This window comes from Flavobacterium cupreum, assembly GCF_003996965.1.
Taxonomy (GTDB): domain Bacteria; phylum Bacteroidota; class Bacteroidia; order Flavobacteriales; family Flavobacteriaceae; genus Flavobacterium; species Flavobacterium cupreum.
Genome location: NZ_QWDM01000009.1, coordinates 77005 through 95374, shown reverse-complemented (window position 1 = coordinate 95374; position 18370 = coordinate 77005). Strand labels below are relative to the sequence as shown.

Annotated in this window: 16 protein-coding genes and 2 pseudogenes; 8 read left to right on the top strand and 10 right to left on the bottom strand. The window is 39.4% G+C overall.

Translation table 11 applies throughout. The annotated features are described in order from the left end of the window. Positions 1–19 precede the first annotated feature (19 nt). Entirely contained in the window at positions 20–424 is a 405-nt protein-coding gene (locus D0817_RS15105) for a response regulator (protein ID WP_127339216.1), read from the bottom strand. 306 nt (positions 425–730) lie between these two features. Between D0817_RS15105 and D0817_RS15100 the strand changes: the two genes are divergently transcribed. Both D0817_RS15100 and D0817_RS15095 read left to right on the top strand, forming a co-directional pair. Continuing rightward, positions 731–1357 (top strand): YciE/YciF ferroxidase family protein, encoded by a 627-nt coding sequence (locus tag D0817_RS15100; protein WP_127339215.1) that lies wholly within the window; start codon positions 731–733, stop codon positions 1355–1357. 173 nt (positions 1358–1530) lie between these two features. Continuing rightward, positions 1531–1908, top strand: coding sequence for a response regulator (locus tag D0817_RS15095; RefSeq protein ID WP_161568439.1), 378 nt, complete (start codon positions 1531–1533; stop codon positions 1906–1908). Between the two features lie 57 nt (positions 1909–1965). Here D0817_RS15095 and D0817_RS15090 read toward each other — a convergent pair whose 3' ends face one another. Further along, positions 1966–2391 (bottom strand): response regulator, encoded by a 426-nt coding sequence (locus tag D0817_RS15090; protein ID WP_127339213.1) that lies wholly within the window; start codon positions 2389–2391, stop codon positions 1966–1968. Positions 2392–2407: 16 nt separating this feature from the next. After that, positions 2408–3439, bottom strand: coding sequence for an exodeoxyribonuclease III (gene xth, locus D0817_RS15085; protein WP_238160885.1), 1032 nt, complete (start codon positions 3437–3439; stop codon positions 2408–2410). An 87-nt stretch (positions 3440–3526) separates the two neighbouring features. On the opposite strand from xth, the gene msrA reads away from it, so the two are divergent. Continuing rightward, the gene (gene msrA, locus D0817_RS15080) at positions 3527–4018 is read left to right on the top strand and encodes a peptide-methionine (S)-S-oxide reductase MsrA (protein WP_127339212.1); all 492 of its coding nucleotides are present in this window, start codon (positions 3527–3529) and stop codon (positions 4016–4018) included. Between the two features lie 411 nt (positions 4019–4429). On the opposite strand, the gene D0817_RS15075 is transcribed toward msrA, so the two are convergent. The 4 genes and pseudogenes from D0817_RS15075 to D0817_RS15060 all read right to left on the bottom strand — a co-directional run. Beyond that, the gene (locus tag D0817_RS15075) at positions 4430–5047 is read right to left on the bottom strand and encodes a cysteine hydrolase family protein (RefSeq protein WP_127339211.1); all 618 of its coding nucleotides are present in this window, start codon (positions 5045–5047) and stop codon (positions 4430–4432) included. Between the two features lie 31 nt (positions 5048–5078). Further along, a complete protein-coding gene (locus D0817_RS15070; RefSeq protein ID WP_127339210.1) occupies positions 5079–5912 on the bottom strand; it encodes an alpha/beta hydrolase in 834 nt (277 codons plus the stop codon). Positions 5913–6255: 343 nt separating this feature from the next. Next, a complete protein-coding gene (locus tag D0817_RS26640) occupies positions 6256–6723 on the bottom strand; it encodes a sigma-54-dependent Fis family transcriptional regulator (protein ID WP_497756096.1) in 468 nt (155 codons plus the stop codon). Continuing rightward, positions 6700–8223: pseudogene (locus D0817_RS15060) on the bottom strand (sigma 54-interacting transcriptional regulator); the annotation flags it as partial. The pseudogene D0817_RS15060 and the gene D0817_RS26640, both read right to left, overlap by 24 nt. A gap of 196 nt (positions 8224–8419) precedes the next feature. Here D0817_RS15060 and D0817_RS15055 point away from each other — a divergent pair. The 3 genes from D0817_RS15055 (at position 8420) to D0817_RS15045 (ending at position 13696) form a co-directional block, all read left to right on the top strand. After that, positions 8420–10876 (top strand): sensor histidine kinase, encoded by a 2457-nt coding sequence (locus D0817_RS15055; RefSeq protein ID WP_127339207.1) that lies wholly within the window; start codon positions 8420–8422, stop codon positions 10874–10876. A 460-nt stretch (positions 10877–11336) separates the two neighbouring features. Further along, entirely contained in the window at positions 11337–12791 is a 1455-nt protein-coding gene (locus tag D0817_RS15050) for a catalase (RefSeq protein ID WP_127339206.1), read from the top strand. A gap of 47 nt (positions 12792–12838) precedes the next feature. Beyond that, a complete protein-coding gene (locus D0817_RS15045) occupies positions 12839–13696 on the top strand; it encodes an alpha/beta fold hydrolase (RefSeq protein WP_127339205.1) in 858 nt (285 codons plus the stop codon). A gap of 224 nt (positions 13697–13920) precedes the next feature. On the opposite strand, the gene D0817_RS15040 is transcribed toward D0817_RS15045, so the two are convergent. Continuing rightward, entirely contained in the window at positions 13921–14601 is a 681-nt protein-coding gene (locus D0817_RS15040) for a metal-dependent hydrolase (protein ID WP_127339204.1), read from the bottom strand. A 350-nt stretch (positions 14602–14951) separates the two neighbouring features. Here D0817_RS15040 and D0817_RS15035 point away from each other — a divergent pair, with 350 nt between their 5' ends. After that, a complete protein-coding gene (locus D0817_RS15035) occupies positions 14952–15719 on the top strand; it encodes an alpha/beta hydrolase (RefSeq protein WP_127339203.1) in 768 nt (255 codons plus the stop codon). A gap of 135 nt (positions 15720–15854) precedes the next feature. Then, positions 15855–16673, top strand: coding sequence for an alpha/beta fold hydrolase (locus D0817_RS15030; RefSeq protein ID WP_127339202.1), 819 nt, complete (start codon positions 15855–15857; stop codon positions 16671–16673). 138 nt (positions 16674–16811) lie between these two features. Here the strand turns inward: D0817_RS15030 and D0817_RS15025 are convergent, their stop codons facing one another. Together D0817_RS15025 and D0817_RS15020 are read right to left on the bottom strand one after the other, a co-directional pair. Then, positions 16812–17597, bottom strand: a complete 786-nt coding sequence (locus D0817_RS15025) for an SDR family oxidoreductase (RefSeq protein WP_127339201.1) — start codon at positions 17595–17597, stop codon at positions 16812–16814. 77 nt (positions 17598–17674) lie between these two features. Continuing rightward, positions 17675–18240: pseudogene (locus D0817_RS15020) on the bottom strand (Crp/Fnr family transcriptional regulator). Positions 18241–18370 lie beyond the last annotated feature (130 nt).

Genomic DNA, 18370 nt, shown 5'->3' with positions numbered 1-18370 from the left:
AATTAAACAACTGTTAAAATTACAAGCTCAGTCGGTAGCCGGAAAGTTTACCTTCAAAAAAGGAGGTAAGTATAGACACTAATTCATTAAGACTCGTTGGTTTTACAAGGTAGTGCGAGGCACCAAGATTCAGCGTATCTTCAATATCCTTTGAATAAGAAGAAGTCGTAAAAATGATAATCGGAACAGTATCTAAACGGGCTTGTTTCCTTAATTCAGACAGACAGGCACGCCCATCCATCAAAGGCATATTAAGGTCGAGGAAAATATAATCAGGAATAAAATCAGATTGTTTTCTTAAAAGATCTAAAGCATCTTCTCCATTAGTGGCTGTAATACAGTTACTTTCAGCATTTGCCTTTAGGAGGGCCAATGCGAAAATATCTCTGTCATCTTCGTCGTCATCAATTAAAAAGCACTTCATACGCAGTTTTGTAGTAATTAAGTTAAGATTTGCAGGGACAAAGATATAAAATCAGAACATACATATGCTAATCCTGAGACGAAATACTACGTTGTTTTTAAGAGGAGTAAAACCGCGCTTTTTCGCTGCATCCGACAGGTTTAATAAAATAACAGTGTCCATTTTTTATAGCCGGTAAGAGCCTTTTTGAATATATGCTGATTTATAGAGGTTTAATATTTGAATACTGTAAAAATATTGGGATATTCTGTAAAATAATCACTTCGGTGATTTTGTAGATTTGATTTAACTTAAAAAAATAAATTTATGAAAACTGCAACTAAAAATACAACAGCTACAAAAAGTAAAAGTACAACTGCAACAAAAAGCAAAAGTACCACTGCAACAGCAGCAAAAGCAACTCCTAAGGGAACAGTAAAAGCGAAACCTTCCGCAGCGGACGGACTAAGAGAATTATTTGTAGATTCCTTAAAAGATATCTACTGGGCTGAAAAAGCATTAACCAAAGCATTGCCGAAGATGGCTAAGAATGCGACTTCTGAAAACCTGATTAAAGCAATTAACGACCATCTTGCCGTAACACAGGAACAGGTATTAAGACTGGAAAAAGTATTTAAATCAGTTGGAGAAAAAGCAGCAGCCAAAAAATGCGATGCTATGGAAGGTCTGATTAAAGAAGGAGAAAGTATCATGGAAGAAACAGAATCAGGGGCTGTTCGTGATGCCGGTATTATCGCTGCATCACAGAAAATAGAGCACTACGAAATTGCTACTTATGGCACTCTTGCTGCATTTGCTGCCACATTAGGCGAAGATGACGCTGTATTGTTGCTGGAAAAAACGCTGGCCGAAGAAAAAGAAGCCGATACCTTATTGACCGAGGCAGCTTACAATACAATCAACTTCGATGCAAGTGAAGAAGATCAAAAATAAATTCAAATTGAAAATCCAAGAGTAAGTTTGATTTTGATGGAGACCTGTACCATTTTTTTGTAAATGGTGCAGGTTTTTCCTTGCCTTATTCCAAATAGACAACCACGAAACGTCATAAGTGCGTTTATTCGAATAACTGTATGGAGGTTCATCCGTACATTTTACAAAGATTTATGTTATATAAAAGTATATTGCTGATCGATGATGATCTGGACGATGCTGAGATATTGTTTGAAGCAGTTAAGTCCTTAGAAGAAAAAGTTATCTGCCGTATTGTTACCAGTCCCGTAATCGCAATGGAAGAACTGAAAAATGGGCAAAATCTGCCGGAACTAATATTTCTGGACCTGAATATGCCGGTTATCAGCGGACCTGAATTTTTACAGCAGCTCAAAAACGACGCCGCCCTGGAGCAAATTCCCGTTATTGTATATTCTTCGCATACTATAGAAATCATGCAAAAATTAACGCAGCAGTTTGATAAGGTGCGTTGCATCAGTAAACCTAATGACTATAAGGAACTCGTTTGTGTACTTCAGGATATTTTATAAAATACCGAAATGTGGGTTGGGTGATTGCTAAATAAATAGCGCCCCCGATTTTAAAATTTAAGTGGTACTGGTAGGTGTAAGGCTTGTAATCCAGTACCTCATTATATTCTCGATCGTCTCTTTATAATCATTGAAATCGGCTTCTTTCCTAAAAAAGCCCTGTACATGACAATCGTAGGCTTTACTAACATTTTCGGGACTTTTTGAGGTAGACATAAAAATATAAGGAACACATTTTTTGCTCGTTTCCGGACGGGACAAAATCTTGTTCCGAAGTTCAAAGCCATCCATTTTTGGCATATTGATATCCGACAATATCATAAACGGATAAACAGCGGGACTTGACAGGTAATCCAGTACAAGCGTCGGATCTTCAAAAAAGACCAGTTTGTTAGGGTATTTCAGGCTGTCAAAAATATCCTGAAGGAATATTCTGTCGTCTTCGTCGTCTTCGATTATAATAATATCTGCTTTTCTTCTCATAAAATAAAGGTAGTAATTATTTAATAGGTTTCTTCGCTGGCGGCAGTTTTATTTCATCAATTTCAATCCACACGGGTGCATGATCACTGCTTTTTTCCCATCCGCGAACATGCTTGTCCACCCCGGCGGATTTCAGTTTCTTTGCAACCTGCGGACTCAGCAGGAAATGGTCAATGCGAAGTCCGGCATTACGGGAGTAGGCATTTCTAAAATAGTCCCAAAAAGTATAAATTACTTCATCAGGATATAATTTGCGTATGGCATCGGTCCAGCCCTGATTGACGATATCGGCAAAGGCCTTGCGTACTTCAGGCAGAAAGAGTGCATCTTTCAGCCAGCGCTCGGGCTTATATACATCAAGTTCAGTGGGCATCACATTAAAATCGCCCAGCAGGATCACCGGTGTTTTTAAACTCAGCAGCGTAGAGGCGCGGTGGGCCAGACGTTCGAACCATAACAGTTTGTACTCCAGTTTCGGACCCGGAGCGGGATTTCCGTTGGGGAGGTACAGGCAGGCAATTACGAGACCATCAATAAGGGCTTCCATATAGCGGCTCTGCACATCGTCTTTGTCGCCGGGAAGGGTCCTGGTGATTTCTTTGATTTCCCTATTGCGCGCCAGGATCGCCACGCCGTTCCATTGTTTTTGGCCGTGCCAGATGGCATTGTATCCTGCGTTGTTAATGGCTTTTTCGGGAAATTTATCCTGCGGTGCTTTCAGTTCCTGAAGGCAGACAATGTCTGGTTTTGTTTCCTCAAGCCATCTGAGCAGTACCGGAAGACGTCCGTTGACCCCGTTGACATTATAAGTAGCTATTTTCATTACTTTGCTGTGATTTAAAGCTTTTAAAATTAATTCTTTAGTTGGAATTTTTCTTATACGAAAAAAGGGTTTTGTTATTAAATTTACACAGCATCTGTAACCATAAAAGCAAATAGTCGATTCATTCAGACAGAAAGAGATAAAGTTGACTATTTGGAAAAAATAGTAAAAGCCAAATACACTTTGTTTGAAAAATGTACGGAATGTAGATAATCCTGTAAACAACACAACCAATAATCAATTATCTTTGATAGCACATTAATGAATACAGTAAGGGCGAAAAAAGCCCGTATAATTTTTAAAAGTGAAATCATGGAAAACTTAAAAAAAGCGTATATAGCCGGTGGATGTTTTTGGGGTATGGAAGACCTTTTTCGGGTACGCCCGGGGGTAAAAGATACCGAAGTGGGATACTTAGGAGGACAAAATGATAATCCAACCTACCAAAATCATCCGGGACATGCTGAAGGCATAGAAATTACCTACGACAGTACCGTTACAAATTATAAAGAGCTGCTGGACTACTTTTTCAGGATGCATGATCCAACAACAGTAGACAGGCAGGGCAATGACAAAGGTTCAAGCTACAGATCTGCCATTTTTATTCAGAATGAAGATGAAAAACAGATCGCCGATGAAGTAATTAAAATCGTTGATGACTCAGGAAAATGGCCCGGGGAAGTTGTTACCACCCTTGAACCCTTTACAAAATTCTGGGTTGCTGAAGACTACCATCAGGACTACCTCGTTAAAAATCCGAATGGCTATACCTGTCACTTTGAAAGGTTCGGTACTTTTTTGTAATATGTTGACAAAGAATATACTGTTTCTTCTGGTAGAGCAGGGAAGTATACGTTATAAAAATTACAATTGAATTTTAAAATAGGCAAAGTGAAAAGGCCCGGATGGAATGTCCGGGCCTTTTTGGCTTTATACCGATAATTTCACGACTGGAACTATAGTTTTTCTGTGTGAAAGTAAAAATGAAAATCAGGTTTCACACACTTTCTGTGTGAAAATGAAAAATAAAATCAAGTTTCACACACTTTCTGTGTGAAAATGAAAAATAAAATCAAGTTTCACACAGCAATAGGAGCAACATAAAAGCCCTGTATTCATTATTTTTTTTAAAGTAACTAACTCCTGCTAAAGTGACGTTTTAAAATGCAGTATTCATAACCGAAGTCATAATGCTTTCGATCAGCCTTTCGATAATTAAAGGTTTATTTGTTGTATAAATTCTTCCGTACCATACAGAGCATGTCCGTAATTAGGAAAATTTGTTTCAACAGTAGCTTTTATCTCGTCCCAGTTAAATGCGGCTATCGCATCTTTTATAAGCGTAACATGATACCCTAATTCGACGCCATACCGCGCTGTTGAATCAATGCACGTATTGGCTTTCATCCCCGCAAGCACTATGTGTTCAATACCGTGCTGACGGAGCAGAAAATCTAAATCGGTATTAGCAAAACCACTGGCTGTCCAGTGATTTTGTGCCAGTAAATCACCTTCCTGCATCATAAGCTCAGGATGAAACCCGGCACCCCAAGATCCCTTTTCAAAAAGAGTAATGTTGCTGCTGCCCTGATGCGAAGGGGATAAAAACTTCCAGTTCAGATAATCCCCCTTTTGGGTATTATGATGCGGTGCGTAAACAATCCGGATCTTTTTTTCTCTTGCAGCAATTAGAAGTCTTTTGATATTTCTGACAAGTCCGGTTTCTTCCACAGTTTCTTTAGTCAAAGGAAATAGTTTCCCTCCTTCAGAAAGGAAATCATTAAAAGGATCTATCAGAATAATTGCCGTTTTTTGTAATGGATATAAACTCATGATTTTTAATTTTTAGATAGTAATGTTTCAATCAATAAATTGTATTTGACAGTACTTTGCCAACCGTATATTTTGGGTCAGGCAGGACAGCATCAATCCAGCAGAGAATATAGTCGGCATTCTCTTTCCAGGAATCTAAAAGCAGTACATTGTGATTAGTCCCTTTAAATTCCTTGTAATCAATAACAGAGCCATTTCGCCTGTATTTGTTGAAATTTCGTGTGATCAGATGCGGGGATAGAAACTGGTCTTTGCTTCCCGCCACAAACAATAGCGGAGCATGATTTTTCTTAAAGTCAACAGCTGCATCAGCAGTTAGTCCGCCTCTCGCTACTGTTTTCGATTCCGGAATCACATATTTTTCGTATGCTTCTTTTTGAACGCTTAATGGCAATCCGTTTACAAAAGCATATTGAAATTTAGGAAAAGACATCAGGTACGTTTTTTTTACCGAACTGAAGAATCCCAAAACTTTCCAGCCCGATTTTAAAAAAGTAAATTCATAAGGGATTACACCCAAAGGAGGCACCGAATGTACTGCAATTCCTGCAGCTGCCAAATCGCGATTTACCAGTATCTGTGCAATCATTCCGCCCAAAGAATGACCAATGATGATCGGTTTCTCCGGAAACGATTTTGCTATACCGGCATAGTAGTCAATAAGTTGTTGTAAGGTCAGCATGGCCAGACCAATATCATAGGGCTGACGATCCCGAAGTTCCTTTGCAGTGCCATCCTTAAACGGCCAGGGCGGCGCGAGAGCGTTATATCCTTTTTCACCGAAGTATTTGATCCATTCGTCCCAGCAAGTGTGGCTTACGAATGCACCGGTAATTAACAGTACATTTTTAGAGTTTGCTTTCATACTATTTAGTTTAGTCCCAGGCATATAGAAAGATTGATTTTTTCATAATGCAATTGGTTTTGGTTGTTAATAGTATAACAGAAACCAATAGGCATGCCAGTCGATAAAACGCAGTAATTCGGCTGTATTGCCCTTTTTTACGTATTATATTTCGCTAAAAAAAGAGGTTTGTTTGTGAGATTTCGCAATAAAAACGCCATACAGGATTTGGATTAATCCGTAATTGTAAGCGACAAGGTTTATTGCCTTATCGTGATTAGAAAATCTGATTCGGCGCTTGTGTAGTTAAGGCCATACGTAAAATAGTAGTGATATAGGAAGAGAAATGTTATTGCAATAGCTACTAATCTCTTTTAATATCCAGTTTCCTGATTCTTGAGTTTAATGTCGAAGGGTTGATATCAAGAATTTCTGCGGCACCGCCAGCGCCTGAAACTTTTCCATTGCATTTTTTTAGGATATACGAGATGTAATCCCTCTCGTTTTCGATAATAGTTTTGATTGAAAATGATTCAGCTGCGACTTCAGCATGCATTTTGGAGGAAGAGAAAAGCTCTATTTCCTTCACCATATCACTGTCATTTAGCAGTACGGTACGCTGTATCACATGTTCAAGTTCCCTAATATTGCCGGGCCAGTTATACTCTATAAGCTGCTGTAGTGCTGTAGCCGAAAGGACAGGTGCTTTTCTGCCTGCTTTCTGACTGTACATCTCAATAAAATGCTGGGCCAACTTAGGAATATCTTCTTTTCTTTTCTCCAGCGAAGGAACTAAAATCGGAAAGACCAGCAAGCGATAATATAAATCCATTCTGAATCTTCCCGCTGCCACTTCGTCTTCCAGATTTTTATTAGTGGCGGCAATAAGGCGCACATCAATTTTCATGGGGGAATGTGACCCGATACGTTCGATTTAATTTTCCTGCAAGACCCGCAGTAATTTTACCTGCAGTGCAGGGGACATTTCACCAATTTCATCCAGAAAAATAGTGCCCCCGTTGGCAAGTTCGAATTTACCTATACGTCTTTCAAGGGCTCCGGTAAAGGAACCTTTTTCATGGCCAAAGAATAACGATTCTGCCAGATTTTCAGGAATGGCCCCACAATTGATTATGACAAGAGGTTTGTCCTTGCGACTGGATAAAGCATGAATATTTTGTGCAATTTTCTCTTTGCCTGTACCGCTTTCTCCTAAAATTAGTACAGAAGTGTCGGAAGGCGCCACACGTTTTATATAATTAAAGACAGTAAGCATTTGCGAACTGTCGCCAATAATTCCCTCAAAGCCGGTTTCTGCAATTTTTGCCTCTTCTTTTTGTAAAGGCTTTATCTTCTTGACATACGATTTCTGTTCAATGGAATAAAAACGGGCTATTAATTGCGACAGCGAACTTTCTAAAGTAGCTAATAACTTCAGATTTTCATCAGAGTAGGCATTGAAATTTCTACTGTAAAAAGTAAAGGAAAAATGATTTGAATCTCCGATTGAAAGCGGGAAAACCAAATACGATTTTATTCCGAAATTGTGTGAGATTAAACCTTTTATCGGTGCAGCCTGAAAATTTTTAATTAAAGATTCTTCGCTGTACACCCCTGGTACAATAGCTATAGAAGATTTTCTGTAGGTTTCATTGAGTTCTTTAAGCGGTATTTCAGTAATTTGCGAAAGTTTCTGAACGGTAATAATCTGATATTGCCCGATATTTTTACGGATGATTCCTAAATTCGAATATTGGTCCGTATTTTCAAAACCAACTTCCAGGTAATCAAAGGTCACAAAGGTCTGTATGATTTTTGCAAACGCCGGCAAAGCGTCTTCAATATTTAAGTTGGAACGGATCAGGTCTGTTATATTGTTTTTTAGTTCTGACTGCTGCAGCAATTGCGATTCAAGACTGTAATCGAGGCGGAAAAAGGCAATTTCCAAAGTCGTCAGGATATCCTGTTCCCTAAAAGGTTTTACAATAAATCCGAAAGGATGGGTCGTTTTGGCTTTATCCAGGATCTGTTTGCTTGAATTGGCTGAAATAAAAATAAACCCGATACATTTTTTTCGCAGGATATGGGCCAGCTCAATTCCGTTTTTATCTCCTTTCAGCATGATGTCCAGCAATACAAGATCGGGTTTTTGAGTCTCCAGTATTTCCAGGGCCTGATCTACCGATCGCACAATTCCGATCACCTCATAATTGGCTTTTTCCAGAATTAACTGCAAATCATGTGCTTCAATAAATTGGTCTTCCACAATTAAAATTCTCTTATGAACTGTCGTTTTATAAGAGTCCGCAATTTCTTTAAAAGGCGTTTCCATCGGTTAGCAGCAATTATGTTTATGTTTTTAAAGAATGTAAAATTAATTAATTATTACTCTTAAAATGCTAAAAGTATCAGGTTAAATTTATTAAAATCAAATTTAGGGTAGATTTTATTCAGTATAGTTCTTAAAATCATGCGTTTTTGTTTTTATATTTGCTTCGTTTTAACCAAAAATTTAATACGATCCTGTCATGAAACAAGCGCTTCTCCTGTGTTTTAATCTCTTTATTGTAGTACAAGGCTTAGCGCAAAGTGCCGCTGTCAATAAGTATGATCTAAAGAAAAAGAGGCTTTTAATTCAGGCCTGCTCGATGTATTTGTACAATGCAAACCAAGGAGCAATAGATGTAGACAGTTCCGTAGTATTAGCTTGTCAAGCGTATAAAATTCCGGTTTCATTAGCTTACGATGAAGGTTTTAACAGCGGGTCAGGATTGATTGGAAACGATTTGATTGCAAAGGGCAATACCATTTCTGCCCAGAAGTTTTTGGCAAAAACCAAAAATGAAGACCGGATTAAATTGTTACTGCAACTGGGTAATTTGTATCTTTTTAAGCCCGGTACCCAACCGGAAGACCTTCAAAAAGCACTGAAATATATTAAAGAAGCCGTAGCGCTAAGTAAACAGCTGAAGATGAAGAAATTGGAACATCAGAGCGTCGTGCTGTTGGCCAAATATTATGCGCAGGCCAATAATCCGGCAGAAAGTAAAAAGTATTTTACAGCCGTAATCAGTGACTGCCGCAAACAAAATGACAAACCGGAACTTGCCGCTGCCCTGGATGCGCAGGGAATGCTTTTGTCTAATTTGGATCCTGAAAAAGAAAAGAATCTTGAAGAAGCACTTTCCATCTACACAGAATTGGGGATGGAAGAGAAAAGAATCGAAATCTATATGAAGATTACCACCATTTATTTCTGGACGGGAAAAATAAACGAAGCCAAAAAAAGACTGTATCAAAACTTAGCCGACCTTAGAAAGATTGGGTTTACCCACGAACAATTTGGAGAAACAACGATTTCCTATATTGAACTCAATATGCATAATGTCAAAAGTGCCTTATATTATGCCTTAAAAAGTGTAAAAAGAATGGAAGCTGAAAAAGATTACACGCTTGCAGACATTTTTTATACCCGCCTCGGTAACGTTTATAATACAATTGGCTACAATGAAGAAGCATTAGAACTCTATAATAAAAGCATAGAAGTGGGGCAAAACACCCTGAATAGCGGTACCTGGTATAAAAGTTTTTTCAGCGCAGTTGCAGCGTTGTCGATGAAAGGAAAAAACAAGGAAGCTCTTGCCTATCTAAATTCAGTTACCTTGAAATATCCGCCCACAAATGCATTTGATAAAATGTCGGTTGCCTTTAACAAAGCCAACTGTTATATTGCTTTAAACAACACTGTTCAGGCTGAAAAATGTTTTAAGGAAATGGAAATTTATGCCCGGCAGTTAAATACTCCGGAAACTTTCAGGGAAGTCGTCCATGGATATACTTTAATGGCTTTGTTTTATGCCGAAAGCAACCGTCCGAAGCTGGCTAAACTTTATACGGATAAAGTTTTGGGACTGCGCACCAAATTCAATAACAATTATGACTCGGATCTTCTTCAGTATTTATTGTTTAAGAATGATTCTTTAAGCGGCAACTATGATGGTGCTATGAGACATTTTCAGAACTACAAAAAGATAAACGATTCGATTCTTGGCACTTCAAAAAAGAAGGAAATTGAGGAACTGAAGATTGCCTATGAAACCCTGAATAAGGAACAAAAAATTAAACTTCTAAGCGAACAGACCAAACTACAGGAAAGTAAATTGCAAAAATCAAAATTGTTAAATACGGTATCAGTGTGGAGTTTAGTATTGCTTTTAGTAATCATTGGACTGCTTTACAACCGTTACCGCTTAAAGCAGCAAAATCATTCGAAACTGGAGCTTAAAGAAAGAGAAATTAATCTGAAAAATATCAATCTGAGGCATTTGTTAGATGAGAAGGAATGGCTTTTAAAGGAAGTCCATCACCGTGTAAAAAACAACCTGCAAACCGTGATAAGCCTTTTGAATTCGCAATCAGCCTATCTGGATAACGATATGGCCCTGTCGGCAATTAAAAACAGCCAGCACAGAATTTATTCCATGTCGCTGATTCACCAGAAATTATATAAATCAGATAATATTTCAACGATTAATATGCACAGTTATATTATCGAGCTGGTTGAATATTTTAAAGAATCCTTTAGTACAGGACAAAGAATCCGTTTTGAAGTAAAAGTGGCCCCGTTAGAACTCGATGTCGCGCAGGCGATACCCTTGGGACTTATTTTAAACGAAGCGATTACCAATGCTATAAAATATGCATTCCCGGAGGAGAGAACCGGTATGATTTACATTACACTGGAGGAAAGTATAAACGGCCATTATTTACTGACCGTTGCAGATAACGGAATCGGAATTGAAAACAAAGGAACAGAAACTAAAATTAATTCTTTTGGAATGAGGCTGATTCAGGGTCTGAGCGAAGACATTGACGGAGATTTTACGATGGAAAAAGATAACGGAACTATTTTGAAAATTAACTTTTTACCCGAATTTCCTATCAGCAAAAAGTTTGAAGGCCCGGAGCAAAGGAGGGAAGGTTAGTAAATTTTAAAACTCCAATTCCAAATTCCAATTTTAACCGCAAAGCACGCAAATTTTTTTGCTATTCTTTGTCTTAAAAAACGCAGGGATCGCAAAGTTTATATCGTAAACTTTGCGATCCCTGCGTTTTTGCTTGCGTCTCTCGCGGTAAAATCACTACACACGGTTCGCGTTTTTTTTCGTAAGCAGCTCCCGCTAAAACTGTTGGTTATCATATTTAGTAAATGTCAGGTGCAATTTAGTGAAATATAAAAACAAGAGCAGGTATTATGTTGTTTAAACTGTTGATTTTCTTATGGTTATTGAAATGGTATACAAATTGTTTTTCTGAATTTAGAAGTGATACTAAACACAAAAAGGAATCAGTTGCCAATTTAGTGGGGCTGGAATACAGCAATACGCTGAAGTTTAGGCAATCATTAGATACCAAATTCAGAAAAATAAATTAAAAATTGTAACCATGGAAAACAACAAACTAACCACCTCCACAGGAAGTCCTGTTTCGGATAACCAAAACATTCAAACAGCGGGAAAGCGAGGGCCTGCATTGCTTCAGGACGTTTGGTTTTTGGAAAAACTGGCCCATTTTGACCGGGAAGTTATACCCGAGCGACGTATGCATGCAAAGGGATCAGGAGCCTACGGGGAATTTACCGTTACGCACGACATTACACGTTTTACCAAAGCCGATATCTTTTCGGAGATTGGAAAAACCACGCCGCTTTTTGTGAGATTCTCCACGGTTGCCGGCGAGCGCGGGGCTGCAGATGCAGAACGCGACATTCGCGGGTTTGCCATCAAGTTTTACACCCAACAGGGAAACTGGGATCTGGTAGGCAATAATACGCCGGTATTTTTCCTGAGAGATCCGCTTAAGTTTCCGGACCTCAACCATGCCGTAAAGCGCGATCCTAAAACAAATCTCCGCAGTGCCGATAACAATTGGGATTACTGGACCTTATTGCCGGAGGCCCTTCATCAGATCACCATTAATATGACCGACAGGGGACTGCCTAAATCCTACAGGAACATGCATGGTTTTGGAAGTCATACGTATAGTTTTATAAATGCTCAAAACGAAAGGTTCTGGGTTAAATTCCATTTCAGGACAGAGCAGGGCATAGAAAACCTTTCTGATGAGGAAGCTGCTGATGTAGTCGGCAATGACAGGGAAAGCCATCAGCGCGATCTCTTTGAAAATATTGAAAAAGGCAATTTTCCGCAATGGAAGTTTTACATTCAGGTAATGACTGAAGAACAAGCCTGTAATTACCATATTAACCCTTTTGACCTGACTAAAGTTTGGCCGCATGGAGATTTTCCGCTGATCGAGACAGGGAAATTTGTCCTGAACAAAAATCCTGAAAATTATTTTGCAGAGGTGGAGCAGGCAGCCTTCAATCCGGCAAATATTGTTCCCGGAATCGGTTTTTCACCGGATAAAATGCTGCAGGGCCGTCTTTTTTCATATGGTGATGCCCAGCGGTATCGTTTGGGCGTCAATAATGCCCAGATTCCTGTGAATGCTCCAAAATGTCCTTATCACGCTTTTCACAGAGATGGCGCCATGCGCGTCGATGGAAACTACGGCGCTGCCAAAGGTTACGAGCCTAACAGCTTTGGCGAATGGCAGGAGCAACCCGGGTATAAGGAACCGGCACTGCCTGTATTTGGTGAGGCCTGGCAGTGGGACCATCGGGAAGATACGGATTATTATTCGCAGCCCGGTAATCTTTTCAGATTGCTCACTGTAGACAAAAAGGAACTGCTTTTTTCAAATACGGCCAGGGCTGTGGGCGGTGCGCAGAAGTTTATTCAGATCCGCCACATTCAAAATTGTTACAAAGCCGATCCTGATTACGGAGCAGGTGTTGCCCGGGCGCTGGGAATAGCAATGAGCGAAGTACTATCCTAAGTGAAGAAGCACAGTATCGATTTATAAACAAAACAAAATAAAATTTTATGACAACTACTAAAACCAATGTAGAAAATTCGGCACTAGGGAGCGTAACGCAATATGCCGAACTAGAAGGAAGAACACTCGCATACCGCTCTATAGGAAAGGGTGCGCCTCTAATTTTGAGTAACCGTTTCAGGGGAACACTGGATACCTGGGATCCTTTATTTTTGGATTCACTTGCAGAAAATAATCGTGTGATCACTTTTGATTACACGGGAATTGGCTATTCAACCGGTACACTTCCAACGGATTTGGCTGTTGTAGCCGAAGATGTTAAGGACCTGGCCTTATACCTGAAGCTGGAAAAAACAGCTGTGTTGGGCTGGTCATGGGGCGGGCTGATTGCACAGGTTGCTGCTCTAAGCTATCCCGGGCTGATAACCAATGCAGTCGTGATCGGTTCAGTACCTTTAGGTAAAAGGACAGTCGAGATTGCTCCTGCCTTCCTTCATGCCGCTGTAAAGCCGCTTAATGATTTTGATGATGAGATTGTTTTGTTCTATGAGCCAAAATCCCAGCGATCCATTGATGCAGCGAAGGAATCGTACGAAAGGATTTCCAAAAGGCTTGACGTAACCAAAATACCATCGACAATGGAAGTTTTCCAGCTTTATTTTCAGGGAGGGGGAGCTGCCGCGGAGGATAAAGATGAACTGAGAGAAAAACTAAAAACAACGGCTGTTCCAATTTTAGTGATTTCAGGGGATAATGACATCAGTGCGGCAGTAGAGAACTGGTTTCCGTTGCTTCGGGATCTTCCCACCACGCAGTTAATTATTCTCCCGCATGCCGGTCACGGTCCGCAGCATCAGGAACCCCTATTGACTGCCGGATATATAAAAACGTTTCTTGGCCAATAAGCCATTCACTTGGAAGTAAAAAGCGCTTCGTTTGTCATTTCGACCGAAGGGAGAAATCACATCCAGATGCAACATTCTGTCGATAGAGAGTATGATTAACTTCTTCTGTAAATCTCCTTCGTAGAAATTACATTGAGTTAGAATTAATCCAAAAAAGCCGGAATTATTAAAATTCCGGCTTTTTTATTGGAATTTGGAATTTAAAAAATTTGGAATTTAAAGAATCACAAATCTATAGTATCCCCAATTTTGGGCAGGAAAAGCTGAAGACCTGCATTTTTAAAACCCGCTTCTGCTTTTTGATGGTCCATGACAATGAAACCGAAAGTGTCGTAATGAACCCCCAATATTTTAGTGACCCCCACTAAATTAGAGGCTTCAACAGCTTCCTGCACACCCATGGTAAGTCCGTCGCCAATAGGAAAAACGGCAAAGTCGAGTGTGGTGAATTTTGGAATCAGCTGCATGTCCAGCGTCAGGGCAGTATCGCCACTGTAATAAAAATTTCCGTCGATAGTCGTCAAAACAAACCCGCAGGCAATGTCGCCGTAGCTGCCATCGATAAAGCTGCTGGAATGCTGGGCAATCACGCATTTGACGGATCCGAAATCAAAGTCGTACTGGCCGCCGGGATTGATAGGGTGTGCATTTTCGATTCCATTTTTCAGAAGCCAGTTGTAGATTTCAAAATTGCCAAGAACTTTAGCCCCTGTGTTTTTGGCAATTCGCTCCACATCTAAAATATGATCATAATGGGCGTGGGAGATAAAGATGTAATCGGCCTTTATGGAATCAACATCAACCTCTTTTGCTAATTCATTTGGTGTAATAAAGGGATCAAATAGAATGTGTTTTTCATTCGCATACACCGAAAAACACGAATGTCCGTAATAAGTTACTTTCATAGTACCAGGTTTAAAAAATTTATAATTCTACATAAAACAGAAAATTTACAGTCAAGTAATATGCCATTGATTTTTGCGGCACCTCCGGAAACAAATACAGTGGTCATGATTGGTTCATTTCCCAGTGTATAAAACGTTTTTGTGTCGTGGATGCTTCAGAGAATGAAAAGCTAAAAATACATTCTGTAACAGCTGACTTTTTATATTTCATCATAATGGCATTATTTAGTGAAATATAGCAAATGAATAAAGTTAATAATTTTGTAATCAATTGATAGTTAATTATTTAGTATTTTAGCATAGTTGTTGTCTTCAGAATTCTGCTCTATTAATAACTAAATATTTAATGTATGAAATCGAAAAGTATTATCCTTATACACGGGAACTTTGTGAACGAAACAAGTTGGGCAAAGTGGAAAGACTGGTATGAGCAAAAGGGATATACCGTTTACACTCCGGCAAACCCGGGCCACGACGGGAATCCTTCTGCTTTGAGAAAACAGGTTCATCCTGATTTGATTAAGACAGGCTTTATTGATGTGGTCAGCAACATCATAAAAATAATAGACAGTCTGCCTGAAAAACCGCTGATTATCGGGCATTCCATGGCGGGAATGGCAGCCATGAAATTACTGGAACTGGATAAGGCCGCAGCGGTAGTCAGTATCGACGGAGCTCCCCCAAAAAATGTATTTCCACCCTTTACGACATTAAAAGCAGTATTACCTGCCTTTGGTTTCTTTTCTTCCGAAAAATATTTTCTGGGCAGCCGGGAATGGTATGATAAATGTTTTTTCAACACCTTGCCGGAAAAAGACAGGGAGAAAGCTTTTGACAGTTTTGCTGTTCCGGAAAGTTATAAAGTAAGCCGTGAACTGGTCTTGAATTCATTTTCTAATATCGACTTCGCTAAACCGCACAAACCTATTTTATTTATTGGCGGGGGCAGTGACCATATTTTTCCATCTTCTCTCACGACTACGCTTGCAAAAAAATACAAAGACAAAAACAGCAGGACAGACCTGAAAATTTTTCAGGGCAAAAGCCACTTTATTTGCGGAGAAGAAGGCTGGGAAACGGTAGCGGACTACATCATAGACTGGTATGAAAATTTATAACGAGCTGAAAAAATATTTTAAAACGATGGTTTCTTTACTAACAGGCAGGCTTATGAGTAAACCTTTATTAAAGTGATCGGGAAGTATATAAAAATTCAATTTTAAAAAGAGTACTAACAAACAAAAAAAAGCAAAATGGATAAAATTACAGTAAAAGACGGAACAGAACTCTATTACAAAGACTGGGGAACAGGACAACCTGTTTTTTTTCATCACGGCTGGCCATTGTCGGCAGACGACTGGGATGCACAAATGATGTTTTTTTTAGAGAAAGGCTTTAGGGTGATTGCCTATGACAGAAGAGGACACGGACGATCTACCCAAACCTTTACCGGAAATGAAATGGATACCTACGCAGCAGATGTAGCAGAACTCACCGCATTTTTAGATTTGAAAGATGCCATACATATCGGGCATTCCACCGGAGGCGGTGAAGCGATCCGATATGCGGCAAAATATGGTAAAGACAGAGTGTCGAAAGTAATACTCATCAGTGCAGTTACGCCATACATGGTAAAAGACGAAAATAATCCGGATGGGGTACCGATTGAGGTGTTTAACGATATTCGTTTTAACACGGCAAACAGCAGACAGCAATTTTATCAGGACATCACTTTTCCTTTTTACGGATACAACAGGGAAGGAGCGGACATCAAAAAAGGCATTCAGGACAACTGGTGGCGTCAGGGAATGATGGGCGGCATCAAGGCACATTTTGATTGTATAAAAGCATTTTCAGAAACCGATTTTAGCGAAGACCTGAAGAGCGTTGATGTACCGGTACTTATACTGCATGGTGAAGATGATCAGATCGTTCCCTATAATGTTACGGCACTGCGCGCAATCAAACTGGTTAAAAACGGAAAGTTAATCACCTATCCCGGTCTTTGTCACGGAATGCCCACAACAGATGCCGAAACGATTAATTCCGACATACTTGATTTTATTAAGTAATGGAGTTATTGCGGTGTGCTAAAGGTTTACAATATATCTGATAAGACCAGGCTCTGCTGGAGCTGACAGGCTCTCTCAAAAATTACAAACCTCCAAAGTCATTTGATTTGGAGGTTTTTTTGTTTATGAATCTGCGGTTTACCACGGAATTTCGCCTGTTTGCGGATTGGTTTCTTCGCTGAAAAATTTGCCCGAAGGCCCGTCTTTGTCAAGTAAGGCGTATTTTATAATCCGTTTTGCGGCTTCTTCAACGTTTCCTCCGTTGTGGTTGGTGAAATCGGTTTTTGTATAACCCGGACAAACTGCATTTATTTTAAAAGCCGTATTACGCAATTCATAAGCCAAATGAACAGTGTACATATTCATAGCCGCTTTTGATGAACCATACACGGCATACTTTGCATAGTCATACGCCGGCCATTCCGGATTGCTTTGCAGCGAAAGAGAACCGACACTGGTACTCACGTTTACAATTCTGGGCGCTGCCGATTTTTGCAGTAAGTCCATAAAGGCCTGCGTAACCCGTGCTACCCCAAATACATTCGTATTAAATGCCGCCATAAACTGATCTGTCGATGCCTCAAGTGCCGTATAGGGCATACCGCCGTTGATGCCGGCATTATTGATAAGTATATCTAATTCACTTATTTTTTGACCAATCTCTTCGCGCGCAATTTTTACCGATTTTTGATCTGTAACATCCAATTGTACGGCTTCTGCATGAATAAGTCCTTCCGATTTTAATTTTGCAACCGCGTCCCGTCCGTTTTTTAAATCACGGCTTCCTACAAAAACATAAAAACCTTTTTGCAGCAGTTGTTTTGCTGTTTCAAAGCCTATACCTTTATTGGCTCCTGTAATTAATACCGATTTGCGAACTTCTTTTAATTGGCTTTTCTCGTGTTCCTGATTCTTTGTATTCATTTTTATTATTTTTACGTTAACAAGGCAAAATTGCAACGTAGAAAAAGGAAACCCTTTACCATTTGGTAAAAACGCAATCAGCGAATATTCTTCCTGATTCTGCTTAAGGATTGTTGTGTAACGCCGAGGTAGGAGGCAACATAAGCCAGCGGAACACGATTAAGGAGATTGGGATAATTTTTCATAAATTCTAAATAGCGGGTGGTGGCATCCTGGGAAATAACGGGCCCTTTTCTGGACTTTATATAAAGACAATTTTGAAACATCTTGTTTTTAATACTATCCCAACCCACTATGGTTTGCGAAAGCTCTTCCCAATCCTCTTTTGAAAAACAAGCAGCTTACAATTGGTAGCAGCCTGTAAATATTCGGAAGAGTGGGTGTTTGCTTCAAAATTGACATAGTCTACCACCACACTGTTTTCGTTTATAAAACAACGTGTGATTTCCTCTCCTTTATTGTTGTAATAACAGCCCCGAATAATACCTTCGAGAATAAAACCAACCTGACCCGGAATTTTTCCCGCTTCAGAAAAATAGTCCTCTTTTTGAAGTTGGATTTCCATTGATTTTTTCTCAATAAGCGCTAATTGCTGGCTGTTTAAATTTCCAAACTGCAAAATATATTCATTCAGTTCCTTCATACAGCCAAGTTCCTGAAAATTATTCTTTTTTCATTTATCATTTGGTAAAAAATAATGATAAAGAAAATTTTGCCATTTAATTTCATAATTAAAGACACCTTATTCCTAAAAAAAAATGAATCTTTCTTTT